Genomic DNA, 13,545 nt, shown 5'->3' with positions numbered 1-13,545 from the left:
CGATGCTTCTTTAATGATGTGGTGTGGGCTCAGAGATAAACCATAGTGAATTAACCTGCATTGGAATCAGAATATGAAATCGTTGCTTCTCATTAATAGCAGTGTGCGTCAATCGGGATCGATTACGAGACAACTGAGCGCAGAGTTTGTTGAAAAGTGGAGATCTGAGCATCCAGAGGGATCGGTTGTTGTGCGGGACCTTGCGTTAACCCCGGTACCTCATCTCTCAGAGCCAGTAATTAATGCCTTTTTTACCCCCGCAACACACCGTAGCCATGAAATGAATGTCGTTCTTAAAACCTCTGATGAACTCGTTGACGAGTTGCTTGCCGCTGACACTATTGTGATTGGTGCCCCTATGTATAACTTGGCAATCCCCTCTGGGCTCAAGGCATGGATTGATCATATTGCTCGGGCAGGACGTACATTTCAGTACAATGCTGTCGATCCTGAAGGATTGGTGCGTGGTAAAAAGGTGATTGTTTTCGTTTCTACAGGTGGAGATTTCAGCCAGCCTCCTGCGAATAAGAAAGATTTTGTCACGCCGTATATGCGTGCCATGCTGGCCTTTTTAGGAATGACGGATGTCACCTTTATCGTCGCCTCTGGCGTCGCTATGGGAGACGCCGCCTTGACCCGCGCCATTAAGCAGGGGCGAGCTAGGATTGAGGAAATTAGCGGGGGAAATTGTCCCTCAGAGTGAGACGCGAATGCGGCGCTCCCATTCTAATGCATGGACATAGGGGCGCCTGGACTTCAGCTTTTGTGCGTGTCATGGCAAAGCGATTTTAGCCTTCACCATTAAACTAGTCGATAAACAGACCACTTTCGTCACCTAAACAGTAAAATCATAAGATAATCATCGCGTTTAGTTCATGGCAATACGACCGTGCCACGCATTAGCACATGGTTGGAGACAAATGCCTTTGGGTATCGAACTTGGCTATGCCACGGTGTTAAGATAGCGACGGATTTCTATCATACGTGGTAATAAGTGGAGTCGTTGTGGACATAATGAAAGTTATTTTTATCTTGTTGATTGTGCTTCTGGCTGCACTGGTCTGGTTTTTTGTCAATCGGGCGAGTGTCAGGGCCAACGAGCAGGTAAAATTACTGCAAGAGATCGTCGAGCAGCAGCGCCAGCAGTTAGCCATACTGAAAAAATGTCGATTAATGGACACAGAGAAAAATGCGCCTGAATCGCTTGCTGACCCCGGTGATGATGATGTGGCACTTACGTTAAGCAGCGTTATCCCAGAACGTTAATGGCGTGAAAATGCTAAAACAGGGTTGCGTTAGCGTCAGAGCAAACTCAATAAATAGCCTAAGTTTTATTCATCCGGAACGGAAGTGATAAGGGCTCCAATCTGGCTTTAATACACAATTTATAAGGTGTATTATGACCCCCGATATTATCCATGTAATGCTGATGCATGTTTTTCAGCGTGTGCATCATGTGTATATATTTCGCAGAGTACAGAGAAATAGCATGGCTAACACTGTTGTTTTTTTAATTGAATCACGATTTTTGCATGTGAGCTTTCGTGCGGTTCACCACTGTAAATAAGGGAATTATAATGCCAGTCATCACCCTTCCTGACGGAAGTCAACGTCATTACGACCACGCTGTTTCTCCACTAGAAGTTGCGCTTGACATTGGTCCCGGTTTAGCAAAGGCCTGTATTGCTGGCCGAGTCAATGGCGAGTTGATCGATGCCAACGACAAAATCGATACCGATGCACAGTTAGCCATCATTACCGCTAAAGATGAAGCTGGTCTGGAGATTATTCGCCATTCCTGCGCACATTTACTGGGGCATGCGATCAAACAATTGTGGCCAGATACGAAAATGGCGATTGGCCCGGTCATCGATAATGGTTTCTACTATGACGTAGATATTGATCATACGCTGACGCAGGAAGACATCGAACTGCTTGAAAAGCGGATGCACGACCTCGCTAACACTGACTATGACGTCATCAAGAAGAAGGTTAGCTGGCAGGAAGCCCGTGATGTGTTCGCCGCCCGCGGTGAAACTTATAAAATGGCGATCCTGGATGAAAATATCGACCGCGACGATCGTCCTGGGCTGTATCATCATCAGGAATATGTCGACATGTGTCGTGGCCCGCATGTGCCGAATATGCGCTTCTGCCACCATTTTAAATTGCAGAAAACGTCAGGCGCTTATTGGCGTGGTGACAGTAAAAATAAAATGCTGCAACGTATCTATGGCACAGCATGGGCGGATAAAAAGCAGTTATCGGCCTACCTGCAACGCCTTGAAGAAGCGGCTAAGCGCGATCACCGTAAGATTGGCAAGCAGCTTGATCTGTACCATATGCAGGAAGAGGCGCCGGGTATGGTTTTCTGGCACAACGACGGCTGGACTATCTTCCGTGAGCTGGAAGCGTTTGTGCGTATGAAGTTGAAATCGTACCAGTATCAGGAAGTGAAGGGTCCATTTATGATGGATCGCGTATTGTGGGAAAAAACAGGCCACTGGGATAATTATAAAGAAGCAATGTTCACAACGTCGTCAGAGAACCGTGAATACTGCATTAAACCCATGAACTGCCCTGGACATGTTCAAATTTTCAATCAAGGATTGAAATCCTATCGCGATCTTCCGCTACGTATGGCTGAATTCGGTAGCTGCCATCGTAATGAACCTTCGGGCTCTCTGCATGGCTTAATGCGCGTGCGTGGTTTTACTCAGGATGATGCGCATATCTTCTGTACGGAAGAGCAAGTTCGTGATGAAGTGAACAATTGCATCAAAATGGTGTATGACATGTACAGCACCTTCGGTTTTGAAAAGATCGTGGTGAAATTGTCTACACGTCCTGAGAAACGCATCGGAAGCGATGAGATGTGGGATCGCGCTGAGGCCGATTTGGCGGCGGCGTTGACTGAAAATAATATTGAGTTTGCCTACCAGCCGGGTGAAGGGGCGTTTTACGGCCCGAAAATTGAGTTTACGCTGTATGACTGTTTGGATCGTGCGTGGCAGTGTGGTACGGTGCAGCTCGACTTTTCGCTACCAGGTCGATTGAACGCCTCTTACGTTGGTGAAAACAATGAACGCCTAGTGCCAGTGATGATTCATCGGGCTATTTTAGGTTCGATGGAGCGTTTCATCGGTATTCTGACCGAAGAGTTTGCCGGATCTTTCCCAACGTGGTTAGCGCCGGTGCAAGCGGTGATTATGAATATTACTGACAGCCAGTCAGATTATGTCAACGAATTGTCGCAAAAACTGCAAGAAGCAGGCATTCGGGTAAAAGCAGACTTGAGAAATGAGAAGATAGGCTTTAAAATCCGCGAACACACTTTACGGCGAGTTCCCTATATGCTCGTTTGTGGCGATAAAGAGGTAGAGGCAGGAAAGGTTGCTGTCCGCACACGTCGTGGCAAAGATTTAGGGAGCTTGGATGTCAGTGAAGTCATCAGTAAGCTGCAGCAAGAGATTCGCAGCCGTAGTCTTCATCAATTGGAGGTATAGGTATTAAAGGCGGAAAACGAGTTCAACCGGCGCGTCCTAATCGCATCAATAGAGAGATTCGCGCACATGAGGTACGCTTAACAGGCGTCGAAGGCGAACAGCTTGGCATCGTGAGTCTAAATGAAGCATTAGAAAAAGCCGAAGAAGCAGGTGTTGATTTAGTTGAAATCAGCCCGAACGCCGAGCCGCCGGTTTGCCGGATTATGGATTACGGCAAGTTCCTTTATGAGAAGAGTAAGGCCACAAAGGAACAGAAGAAAAAACAAAAAGTTATTCAGGTTAAGGAAATCAAATTCCGACCTGGTACAGATGATGGCGACTATCAGGTCAAACTACGCAACCTGGTTCGCTTTCTGGAAGATGGTGATAAAGCTAAAATCACACTGCGTTTCCGTGGTCGTGAAATGGCGCACCAACAGATTGGTATCGAAGTGCTTAACCGCGTTCGTGACGATCTAAGTGAACTGGCGGTCGTTGAGTCTTTCCCTTCAAAGATCGAAGGCCGTCAGATGATCATGGTGCTCGCACCGAAGAAGAAACAATAAGGCATTCAAGTAACAACGCCATATAGCAATGATTGTATGGCATTGTTCGCCTTATTGGTTCATTTAATTAACAATGCGAAGTGGAAATAAAAATGCCAAAGATTAAAACAGTACGTGGCGCCGCTAAACGCTTTAAGAAAACCGCCAGCGGTGGTTTTAAGCGCAAGCATGCTAACCTGCGTCATATTCTGACCAAAAAAGCGACTAAGCGTAAACGTCACCTGCGTCCGAAAGGTACAGTCTCCAAAGGAGATCTGGGTCTGGTTATCGCATGTCTGCCGTACGCATAAGTCATTTTTTTTAATTCAGAATAAGATGTTAGGAGAGAGCATATGGCTCGCGTAAAACGTGGTGTAGTTGCACGTGCACGTCACAAGAAAATACTGAAACAGGCGAAAGGCTACTACGGTGCCCGTTCGCGTGTTTATCGCGTTGCCTTTCAGGCAGTAATCAAAGCGGGTCAGTACGCTTATCGTGACCGTCGTCAACGTAAACGCCAATTCCGCCAATTGTGGATTGCACGTATTAATGCTGCGGCTCGTCAAAATGGCTTGTCTTACAGCAAATTCATCAACGGCCTGAAAAAAGCCTCTGTTGAAATTGACCGTAAGATTTTGGCCGATATCGCCGTATTCGACAAGTTAGCGTTTAGTGCGCTGGTCGAAAAAGCGAAAGCAGCGCTGGCGTAAGTCAGTTGAGAGAGGGAGCTTTTGCTCCCTTTTTTATCTTATTCTCCAAGTTATATTTATTTAACGCCGTATCGTTTACATAAAAGGTAACGCAAGTATGAATGCTGCTATTTTCCGTTTCTTTTTTTATTTTAGCGCCTGAATATAAGGGGCTCTGCGCGTAAGAAAAGAAACGAAAAGTTGCGCTTAAGCCTCCCTAAGGGAGGCTTTCTTGTTTATAATTACCGGTTTTTACTATGGTTTTTAGTAAAACAAATTCTTCAATCATGATTGTTGGCCGCATAGGCAGAAAAAGAGGAACACTATGCCACATCTCGCAGAACTGGTTGCTAAAGCCAGAACAGCTATAGAAGAGGCTCAGAATGTTGCCGCACTGGAAAATGTGCGCGTCGAATATTTGGGTAAAAAAGGTCACTTAACCCTTCAGATGACCTCGCTGCGCGAGTTGCCGGCTGAAGAACGTCCTGCTGCTGGCGCGGTGATTAACCAAGCTAAGCAAGATGTTCAGGATGCGTTGAATGCCCGTAAGTACAAGCTAGAGTCTGCTGAATTAAACGCACGTTTGGCGCAGGAAACCATTGATGTGACGTTACCGGGACGTACCGCTGAAAATGGCGGATTGCATCCGGTAACGCGTACTATCGATCGTATTGAAACCTTTTTTGGCGAGCTGGGTTTTTCCGTTGCCACCGGGCCGGAAATCGAAGACGACTATCACAACTTTGATGCGCTCAATATTCCAGATCATCATCCTGCGCGTGCTGACCACGATACATTCTGGTTCGATGCAACGCGGCTACTGCGTACACAGACTTCCGGTGTCCAGATTCGCACCATGGAAAAGCAGCGTCCTCCTATCCGCATCATTGCGCCGGGTCGTGTTTATCGTAACGATTATGACCAAACTCACACCCCCATGTTCCATCAAATGGAAGGATTGATCGTCGATAAGGGGATTAGTTTCACCAATCTCAAAGGGACGTTGCATGATTTTCTTCGTAACTTTTTTGAGGAAGATTTGCAAGTTCGCTTCCGACCCTCTTATTTCCCATTTACCGAGCCATCCGCAGAAGTAGATGTCATGGGTAAAAATGGTAAGTGGTTGGAAGTTTTAGGGTGCGGCATGGTTCACCCCAATGTCCTGCGTAATGTCGGTATCGATCCAGAAGTCTATTCAGGCTTCGCATTTGGTATGGGGATGGAACGTCTGACCATGTTGCGCTATGGCGTGACCGATTTGCGGGCATTCTTCGAAAACGATTTGCGTTTCCTCAAACAGTTTAAGTAAGGCGGGTATACATCATGAAATTCAGTGAACTCTGGCTGCGCGAATGGGTAAACCCGGCGGTCGACAGTGAAACGCTAGCTGAACAAATCACCATGGCAGGATTGGAAGTCGATGGCGTTGAACCTGTCGCAGGTGCCTTCCACGGTGTTGTTGTAGGTGAAGTTGTTGAATGTGGGCCACATCCGAACGCCGATAAACTGCGTGTGACGAAAGTAAATATTGGCGGCGAACGCTTATTGAATATCGTTTGTGGCGCACCAAACTGCCGTCAGGGGCTTAAAGTGGCGGTGGCAACAGTTGGTGCAGTATTACCCGGTGATTTCAAAATTAAAGCGGCCAAATTACGCGGCGAACCTTCTGAAGGCATGCTGTGTTCTTTTGCCGAATTGAAAATCTCTGAAGACCACGATGGGATTATTGAGTTACCAGCAACGTCTCCGATTGGCACTGATATTCGCGAGTATTTGCAACTGGATGATCACGCCATTGAGATTAGTGTGACGCCAAACCGCGCAGATTGCTTGGGCATTATCGGCATAGCGCGCGATGTGGCCGTGTTGAATCAACTGACATTAAAAGAACCGATAATTGAGCCAGTTGCCGCGACGATCGCGGATACCTTTCCCATTCAAGTCGATGTGCCTCAGGCATGTCCACGCTATTTGGGAAGAGTAGTGAAAGGCATCAACGTTAAGGCCGAGACTCCGCTGTGGATGCGAGAAAAACTACGGCGCAGTGGTATTCGTTCTATCGATCCGGTTGTTGATGTGACTAACTACGTCCTGCTGGAACTGGGTCAACCTATGCACGCGTTTGATCTTGACCGACTTAACGGCGGTATCACTGTGCGTATGGCGCAGGAAGGTGAAACCTTGACGCTGCTCGATGGCAGCGAAGCGACGCTAAATGCGGATACATTAGTTATTGCCGATCGGCAGCATGCGCTGGCGATGGGCGGTATCTTTGGTGGAGAGCATTCAGGTGTTAATGATGACACACGAAATGTTCTGCTAGAGTGCGCGTACTTTAATCCGCTGTCAATTACCGGGCGAGCGCGTCGCCATGGGCTGCACACCGATGCTTCCCATCGCTACGAGCGTGGCGTTGACCCCGCAGTGCAAAATAAGGCTATTGAACGCGCCACGCGCTTATTACTGGATATTTGCGGTGGTGAGGCCGGGCCAATCGTTGATGTGACCAGCGAAGTTGATTTGCCATCACGCGCGACGATAATGCTGCGTCGTGAAAAGTTGATTAAGCTGATTGGTCATGCGATCGCTGATGAGCAAGTTAGCGATATTTTGCGGCGTCTGGGATGTGACGTGGTGGAAATCGACGCTGGGTGGCAGGCGACGGCACCGAGCTGGCGCTTTGATATGGCAATTGAAGAGGATTTAGTGGAAGAGGTCGCGCGAATTTACGGCTATAACAACATTCCGAATATTCCGACTCAAGCGCCGTTGGTTATGACCTCGCATCGTGAGGCATCATTATCTCTAAAACGCGTGAAGACATTATTAGTCGATCGCGGCTATCAGGAAGCCATTACCTACAGCTTTGTCGATCCGAAAATTCAGGGGCTAATCCATCCTGACACCCTCTCTTTGCGCCTGCCAAGCCCGATTTCCGCAGAAATGTCGGTGATGCGTTTGTCGTTGTGGAGTGGTTTACTGGGGGCGGTTATCTATAACCAAAACCGTCAGCAAAATCGCCTGCGTCTGTTTGAAAGCGGCTTACGTTTTGTGCCAGATGCCGATGCCGACTTGGGGATTCGCCAGGATATGATGCTGGCCGGTGTGATTACCGGTACGCGATATGAGGAGCACTGGGATCTGGCGCGTCAGCCTGTAGACTTCTATGATTTAAAAGGTGATTTGGAAGCGATATTGGCATTGACAGGGAAATTGGCGGACGTTGAATTTAAGGCCGAAAATCATCCTGCATTGCATCCGGGGCAAAGCGCGGCTATTTATCTGTGTGAAGAACCAATTGGGTTTATCGGTGTGATTCATCCGGAACTGGAGCGCAAGCTGGATCTTAATGGGCGTACCGTGGTGTTCGAACTGTTGTGGGACAAAGTTGCGGACCGCGTATTGCCTGATGCGAGCAACATTTCTCGCTTCCCGGCTAACCGGCGCGATATTGCCGTTGTGGTCGCCGAAAACGTCTCGGCAGGCGATGTTTTAGCCGAGTGTAAGAAAGTTGGCGCAAATCAGTTAGTTGGCGTAAACTTATTCGATGTGTACCGAGGGAAGGGTGTAGCGGAAGGTTATAAGAGTTTAGCCATTAGCCTAACCCTACAAGATACCACGCGTACACTGGCAGAAGAGGAAATTGCCGCTACCGTTGCAGAATGTGTGGCGGCATTAAAACAGCGATTCCAAGCATCCTTGAGGGATTGAACCTATGGCGCTTACTAAAGCTGAGATGTCAGAATACCTGTTTGAGAAGCTCGGGCTGAGCAAACGGGATGCCAAAGAGCTAGTCGAGCTGTTTTTTGAAGAAGTTCGTCGCGCTTTGGAAAATGGCGAACAGGTCAAGTTGTCAGGTTTTGGCAATTTTGACTTGCGAGACAAAAACCAACGACCGGGACGTAACCCAAAAACTGGCGAAGATATTCCGATTACGGCGCGCCGTGTGGTCACGTTCCGTCCGGGGCAAAAGCTAAAAAGCAGGGTAGAGAACGCGTCTCCCAAAGAGTAATCGTTTCACTCCAAAAGGCCGCATAAGCGGCCTTTTCTTATCATATTCGCTTTATGTGCGCTATTTCGACGTCAGTTTATCAACCATTTGACTTACAGAGGTTTTTCCATCGGATGGAGTCTGTTTCGCTGCCGTTTTCTTCGGATAATCGGGTATAGGCCGGTGGTCGTCAATCAGGTGACGTATTGCCAGGATCGGGTGATGTAGCAGCATTCTTGGCCCCGACCAGCGCATAATCGCTTTAATGGCTTCCCGTCTTGCGGGTTGATAACAGTGGATAGGGCAATGTTTGCACGCGGGTTTATCTTCTCCGAAGTGGCAACGCTCCAACCGATTGATAGCATAGTTGAATAAATCGTGAAAGTGCGCATCACTGTCGGATTTAGGGTGATGCTTTTCATATAATTCGATCATCAGTCCGACAGTACGGATCTCCCGCTGTCGGTATTTTCCCAGGGGTTTTCTCGCCATGTTTGTAGTGTCCTGATGAAACGCTAATAGATGTATTTTATCTGCAATTTATAAAAAGAGAAACCACAGAGGTCGGCATCAACAGTAAAAAATCACAAGAAAAGGCGAGGTGGAACCTCGCCGAAGGGAGATGACCTCAAGCCAGGCCAAATTGCGCCTGATGTAATCTGGCATAGGTGCCACTTTGCGCCAGCAGTGCCTGATGGCTACCTTGCTCAATAATACTGCCGTTATCCACCACCACGATGCGCTCCGCATTTTGTATCGTTGCCAGACGGTGGGCAATGACCAATGTGGTTCGCCCAGCTGAGAGTTCGCTCAGCGACTGTTGTATTGCCTGCTCTGTCGCCGTATCTAACGCGGATGTCGCCTCGTCAAGGATCAGAATAGGGGGGTTTTTAAGAAAAATCCGCGCGATAGATAAGCGCTGTTTTTGTCCGCCTGATAGCTTGACACCGCGTTCGCCGACTACCGTATCTAATCCATCCGGTAGATTCCCAATCATTTCATCTAACCGCGCGCGTCGCGCGGCTGCCATGATTTCCTCATCGCTTGCATCCAATTTGCCATAGGCGATATTTTCCCGGATAGTGCCGCCGAATAAGAATACATCCTGCTGTACAATACCGATCTGGCTACGTAACGACGTCTGTGTCATCTGACGAATATCTATGCCATCAATGGTAATGCTTCCGCTGGTCAACTCGTAGAAGCGGGGAAGCAGAGAGCACAATGTCGTTTTGCCTGCCCCCGACGGGCCGACAAACGCCACGGTTTCCCCAGCATGTATTGATAGATCGATAGCGCGAAGGATAGGGCGATCCGAGGAATAGCCAAAGCTCACCTGATTAAATCGAATATTGCCTTTCAAGTGGCCGACATCTCGCGCGTCTGGCGCATCGGTAATCTCGGGAACCGTATCGATCAGTTGGGTAAAACGTTTGAAACCTGCGATTCCCTTGGGATAACTTTCCAGCACGGAGGTGATTTTAGCAACCGGACGGAAGAACACTTCAATCAGGAGTAAAAAGCCTATAAAACCGCCATAGCTGAGTTCGCCCTGAATGACATACCAAATACCTGCCAGCATGACAATGAGTTGGATAAGCCGAGTGCTGAGATAACTGAGCGTGATACTGGCGGTCATGATGCGATAAGCCTGCAACTTGGTCCGGCGGTAGTTTTCGTTATCGTTAGAAAACAGTTTCTTCTCATGATCTTCGTTGGCAAATGCCTTGACGACACGAATGCCGCCGACGCCTTCTTCAATGCGTGCGTTGAAGTTTCCTACTTGACCAAATAGCTGACGCCAGGTTTCGGTCATTCTGGCGCCGTAGCGACTCACGAGATAGGTCATGAAAGGCACGATAATCATCGTCAGCAGCGCCAGATTCAGATGAACTGTCGCCATCAGGATAAATGCCCCTATAAAAGTCATGACGGCGATAAAAAGATCCTCTGGGCCGTGATGCGCGACTTCACCGACCTCTTCGAGATCCTTCGTCACGTGGGTAATAATATGCCCGGTCTTCATATTATCATAATAGCGAAATGGCAAATTTTGCAGATGTTCAAAGGCTTGCCGCCGCATGTCGGTTTCAATGCTGACGCCCAATGCATGCCCCCAGTAGTTGACGACTGCCATCAACGCCGTATTCAGCAGATACACCGCCAGTAGCGCCACTGATGCTAATAGAATCAGTGACCAATCCTGGGCCGGTAGCAGTTTATCGATGAACGCTTTTATCGCCATCGGGAACCCTAATTCAAGCAGGCCGGCAATAATCGCGCAGCCAAAATCGAGCATGAACAACCCTTTATAAGGGGAATAGTATGAAAAAAAACGTCTTAACATGAGCCACTATTTTAGGTAACGAAATGTGGCGATGACTATAACAGGTTGGCGAGAGAAATGTGACCGTGCGGGAATGAAGGTTTTTATTATCTGCGCGCCGTTACGCAAAAAAGAAAATGAGGCGTATCAGCGTGCAGCAGGTCGACTCGCATACCAACAGAGCAGGGAGCCTGCAGTGACCAGAACGGCGCCTTGCCAGAATGAAATGGCGGGCGTGATACTGAGCCAGAGTGCAGTCAGTAAAGCGGAAAGTACGGGGGTAAAATAGGAGGCCGTTGCCAACAGCGTCAGATTACCGTACTGAATCCCCCAATTCCAGGCAGAATAGGCCAGTGCCGTAGATGCGCCCATGAAGAGCAGTTGCAGTGAGCTGGATAAGGTAAATGAAATTGCCCCTTCGGTACTGAAAATGTAATGCGTCCACAATACGAGAGCGGTGATAAAGAAGAACAGTGATACGCCATTTTTACCTTGGCCGTGGCGCCGGGCGATATTGCAGTAAAGCGCCCATGCCAGCGCCGCAGAAAATGCGAGGCTATAGGCCAAAGGGTTAGCGAGAATATTGTTCCATAGCAACGTCGGCGACCAGTCATTTTCCCCTTTCATTATCCATACAATGCCTGCCAAAGAGAGCATGAGGCCGGGCCAGAGCAGAAGGCGACTCTTTTGCCGATTAAAAAACAGAGAAAGAAATACGGTTAAACTGGGCCACAGATAGTTAATCATGCCTAATTCCATGGCCTGCGCTCGGCTGCTTGCTAATCCAATGGAAAGTGACAGAAAGACTTCATAGCTGACAAATAGCGTACCGCCGACAAGCAAATACACGCTGGGCTGCCTATCTACACGTGGCAGCCCATAAAAAACCAGGAGACACAGCGTGCTAACGGAGTAAATGAGTGCCGCGCCGCCAATAGGCCCGAACGATTCGGCCAGGCTGCGGATAAGCCCGATGGAGGTGCTCCAGAGAACAATTGCCAGTAAGCCAGAGAGTGTGGCACGCCGCGGTGTCATGTTTTTCCTTGGCAACAAGCCAGGTTATTAATAATAAATCGGACGCCATTTTCTGCGCCCGTTGATGTGTTTATTACGATCGGTTATCGCCAGAAGTCATCAAAAACGGTAACGGGAGGACGGCGTTTGTGCTCCGTTTTGCGATACCAGTTTTCAATAATCTCGGCTTCCTTCGCATCAATCTTTTTGCCTTCCAGATAATCGTCGATCTTCTCATAGGTAACACCCAGCGCGATTTCGTCGGGCAGAGAAGGGCGATCCTCTTCCAGGTCGGCGGTAGGCGCTTTGGTATAAAGGTGAGGAGGGCAGCCCAGTTCACGCAGTAGCGCTTTGCCCTGGCGTTTATTCAGTCGGAAAATTGGGTTGATGTCGGTGCCGCCATCGCCGTATTTGGTGAAAAAGCCGGTTACCGCCTCGGCGGCATGATCGGTGCCAACGACTAGGCCTGCATTCATGCTGGCGATGCTGTATTGCGCTTTCATTCTTTCCCTTGCTTTTTCATTTCCTTTGACAAAATCGGAAAGTGCTATCCCGATGGCGCGCAAGGTTGCTTCACTGGCATCAACTGCGGGTTTGATGTTAACGGTTAAAACACGATCCGGTTGAATAAAGGTAATGGCATCCTGGCAGTCAGCTTCATCAGCCTGAATGCCATAAGGTAGCCGAACCGCGATAAACTGATAGCGCGTATCCCCTGTTTCATCGCGTAATTCCGCGATCGCCATCTGACACAGTTTTCCCGTGAGCGTGGAATCCTGGCCGCCGCTGATGCCCAGAACGAGTGTCTTAATAAACGGGTGAGCATTCAGATAATTCTTTAAAAAATCAACGCTAACGCGGATCTCCTGAAGCGGATCGATACTGCTTTTAACGCCCAACGTAGTGATAATGTCCTGTTGTAATGACATGCCATCCCCTCCTGAACCTATTGATACTGAAACAAAAAATAGAGCGATTGCCAGAGTGTAAAACGAATTGGCATGAAGAAAAAGCATAAGCTGCCAGGTAGTCGTTTTCCCTATAGATAATCGGTTTCGACTATCGGTCAATATGTTACATATCGGTGCAATAATTTGAAAAAGAGGTTGTTGCCGACTAGCCTTAAAGCGGCACATTAATTATGAGGTGATGGAATGAAAAATAACAGATTATTACTCGCTATTGCGGCAGCAGGTGCGGTGATGTTAGCGGGATGCTCTACTTATAATAAGGTCGAAAGCTATGTCAATGAACCCGTAGTGAAAGACGTAAAAGTGGGTATGACGAAGCAGCAGGTTCACCAACTGGCGGGCAGCGGAATCGAAAAACGCATGGTGAATGCTAAGGGAACCTGTAGCGATTATGTGCTGAAAAATCGCGATGGCACGGCGCAGAACTATTTCGTTAGTTATGACGAGACCGGACATGTTCTGAATAAAGGTTTCCAGAGCTGTCAGGCTTACGATACCAATCCACAGCGTTAAGCTGTTGATGA

At 48.3% G+C, this 13,545-nt stretch carries 15 protein-coding genes and 1 other annotated feature; of the genes, 11 read left to right on the top strand and 4 right to left on the bottom strand.

Going from position 1 to position 13,545, the window contains the following annotated elements:
* Positions 1–73 precede the first annotated feature (73 nt).
* From RFN81_RS10165 to ihfA, 10 genes are all read left to right on the top strand, one after another.
* Entirely contained in the window at positions 74–703 is a 630-nt protein-coding gene (locus RFN81_RS10165; protein WP_264495734.1) for an FMN-dependent NADH-azoreductase, read from the top strand.
* A 302-nt stretch (positions 704–1,005) separates the two neighbouring features.
* Entirely contained in the window at positions 1,006–1,266 is a 261-nt protein-coding gene (locus RFN81_RS10160; RefSeq protein ID WP_378928391.1) for a YebO family protein, read from the top strand.
* A gap of 311 nt (positions 1,267–1,577) precedes the next feature.
* Positions 1,578–3,506, top strand: a complete 1,929-nt coding sequence (gene thrS, locus RFN81_RS10155; protein ID WP_338539422.1) for a threonine--tRNA ligase — start codon at positions 1,578–1,580, stop codon at positions 3,504–3,506.
* 2 nt (positions 3,507–3,508) lie between these two features.
* Positions 3,509–4,051, top strand: coding sequence for a translation initiation factor IF-3 (gene infC / locus RFN81_RS10150; protein ID WP_107170606.1), 543 nt, complete (start codon positions 3,509–3,511; stop codon positions 4,049–4,051).
* 92 nt (positions 4,052–4,143) lie between these two features.
* Complete coding sequence (gene rpmI, locus RFN81_RS10145) at positions 4,144–4,341, top strand: 50S ribosomal protein L35 (protein ID WP_264495732.1); 198 nt, start codon at positions 4,144–4,146, stop codon at positions 4,339–4,341.
* Between the two features lie 42 nt (positions 4,342–4,383).
* Positions 4,384–4,740: a 50S ribosomal protein L20 gene (gene rplT / locus RFN81_RS10140; RefSeq protein WP_005968887.1), complete on the top strand. Its 357-nt coding sequence runs from the start codon at positions 4,384–4,386 to the stop codon at positions 4,738–4,740.
* Between the two features lie 92 nt (positions 4,741–4,832).
* Positions 4,833–4,956 (top strand) — a sequence feature (Phe leader region).
* Positions 4,838–4,882, top strand: a complete 45-nt coding sequence (gene pheM / locus RFN81_RS10135; protein ID WP_106120997.1) for a pheST operon leader peptide PheM — start codon at positions 4,838–4,840, stop codon at positions 4,880–4,882. Its footprint overlaps the feature before it by 45 nt.
* 88 nt (positions 4,957–5,044) lie before the next feature.
* Positions 5,045–6,028: a phenylalanine--tRNA ligase subunit alpha gene (pheS, locus tag RFN81_RS10130; protein ID WP_264495731.1), complete on the top strand. Its 984-nt coding sequence runs from the start codon at positions 5,045–5,047 to the stop codon at positions 6,026–6,028.
* A 14-nt stretch (positions 6,029–6,042) separates the two neighbouring features.
* Positions 6,043–8,430, top strand: coding sequence for a phenylalanine--tRNA ligase subunit beta (gene pheT / locus RFN81_RS10125; protein WP_264495730.1), 2,388 nt, complete (start codon positions 6,043–6,045; stop codon positions 8,428–8,430).
* Positions 8,431–8,434: 4 nt separating this feature from the next.
* Positions 8,435–8,731 carry an integration host factor subunit alpha gene (gene ihfA, locus RFN81_RS10120; RefSeq protein WP_009112984.1) on the top strand — a complete coding sequence of 99 codons (297 nt, stop codon included), beginning with the start codon at positions 8,435–8,437 and terminating at the stop codon, positions 8,729–8,731.
* Positions 8,732–8,791: 60 nt separating this feature from the next.
* Here the strand turns inward: ihfA and RFN81_RS10115 are convergent, their stop codons facing one another.
* From RFN81_RS10115 to nadE, 4 genes are all read right to left on the bottom strand, one after another.
* Entirely contained in the window at positions 8,792–9,202 is a 411-nt protein-coding gene (locus tag RFN81_RS10115) for a nitrous oxide-stimulated promoter family protein (protein ID WP_264495729.1), read from the bottom strand.
* Positions 9,203–9,338: 136 nt separating this feature from the next.
* Complete coding sequence (locus RFN81_RS10110; RefSeq protein ID WP_264495728.1) at positions 9,339–11,057, bottom strand: ABC transporter ATP-binding protein; 1,719 nt, start codon at positions 11,055–11,057, stop codon at positions 9,339–9,341.
* Positions 11,058–11,183: 126 nt separating this feature from the next.
* Positions 11,184–12,071, bottom strand: coding sequence for an aromatic amino acid DMT transporter YddG (yddG, locus tag RFN81_RS10105; RefSeq protein ID WP_264495727.1), 888 nt, complete (start codon positions 12,069–12,071; stop codon positions 11,184–11,186).
* A gap of 83 nt (positions 12,072–12,154) precedes the next feature.
* Positions 12,155–12,979 (bottom strand): ammonia-dependent NAD(+) synthetase, encoded by an 825-nt coding sequence (gene nadE / locus RFN81_RS10100; protein WP_264495726.1) that lies wholly within the window; start codon positions 12,977–12,979, stop codon positions 12,155–12,157.
* Positions 12,980–13,204: 225 nt separating this feature from the next.
* Between nadE and osmE the strand changes: the two genes are divergently transcribed.
* A complete protein-coding gene (gene osmE / locus RFN81_RS10095) occupies positions 13,205–13,534 on the top strand; it encodes an osmotically-inducible lipoprotein OsmE (protein WP_264495725.1) in 330 nt (109 codons plus the stop codon).
* Positions 13,535–13,545: the final 11 nt, after the last annotated feature.

Origin of the sequence: Pectobacterium cacticida, assembly GCF_036885195.1 — a bacterium.
Lineage (GTDB): Bacteria > Pseudomonadota > Gammaproteobacteria > Enterobacterales > Enterobacteriaceae > Pectobacterium > Pectobacterium cacticida.
This window is presented reverse-complemented; position numbering and strand designations above follow the sequence as displayed.

Coding starts and splice junctions, on each gene's coding strand:
- RFN81_RS10165 (WP_264495734.1), top strand. CDS start 74: ATGAAATCGTTGCTTCTCATTAATAGCAGTGTGCGTCAATCGGGATCG.
- thrS (WP_338539422.1), top strand. CDS start 1,578: ATGCCAGTCATCACCCTTCCTGACGGAAGTCAACGTCATTACGACCAC.
- rpmI (WP_264495732.1), top strand. CDS start 4,144: ATGCCAAAGATTAAAACAGTACGTGGCGCCGCTAAACGCTTTAAGAAA.
- rplT (WP_005968887.1), top strand. CDS start 4,384: ATGGCTCGCGTAAAACGTGGTGTAGTTGCACGTGCACGTCACAAGAAA.
- pheS (WP_264495731.1), top strand. CDS start 5,045: ATGCCACATCTCGCAGAACTGGTTGCTAAAGCCAGAACAGCTATAGAA.
- pheT (WP_264495730.1), top strand. CDS start 6,043: ATGAAATTCAGTGAACTCTGGCTGCGCGAATGGGTAAACCCGGCGGTC.
- ihfA (WP_009112984.1), top strand. CDS start 8,435: ATGGCGCTTACTAAAGCTGAGATGTCAGAATACCTGTTTGAGAAGCTC.
- RFN81_RS10115 (WP_264495729.1), bottom strand. CDS start 9,202: ATGGCGAGAAAACCCCTGGGAAAATACCGACAGCGGGAGATCCGTACT.
- RFN81_RS10110 (WP_264495728.1), bottom strand. CDS start 11,057: ATGTTAAGACGTTTTTTTTCATACTATTCCCCTTATAAAGGGTTGTTC.
- yddG (WP_264495727.1), bottom strand. CDS start 12,071: ATGACACCGCGGCGTGCCACACTCTCTGGCTTACTGGCAATTGTTCTC.
- nadE (WP_264495726.1), bottom strand. CDS start 12,979: ATGTCATTACAACAGGACATTATCACTACGTTGGGCGTTAAAAGCAGT.
- osmE (WP_264495725.1), top strand. CDS start 13,205: ATGAAAAATAACAGATTATTACTCGCTATTGCGGCAGCAGGTGCGGTG.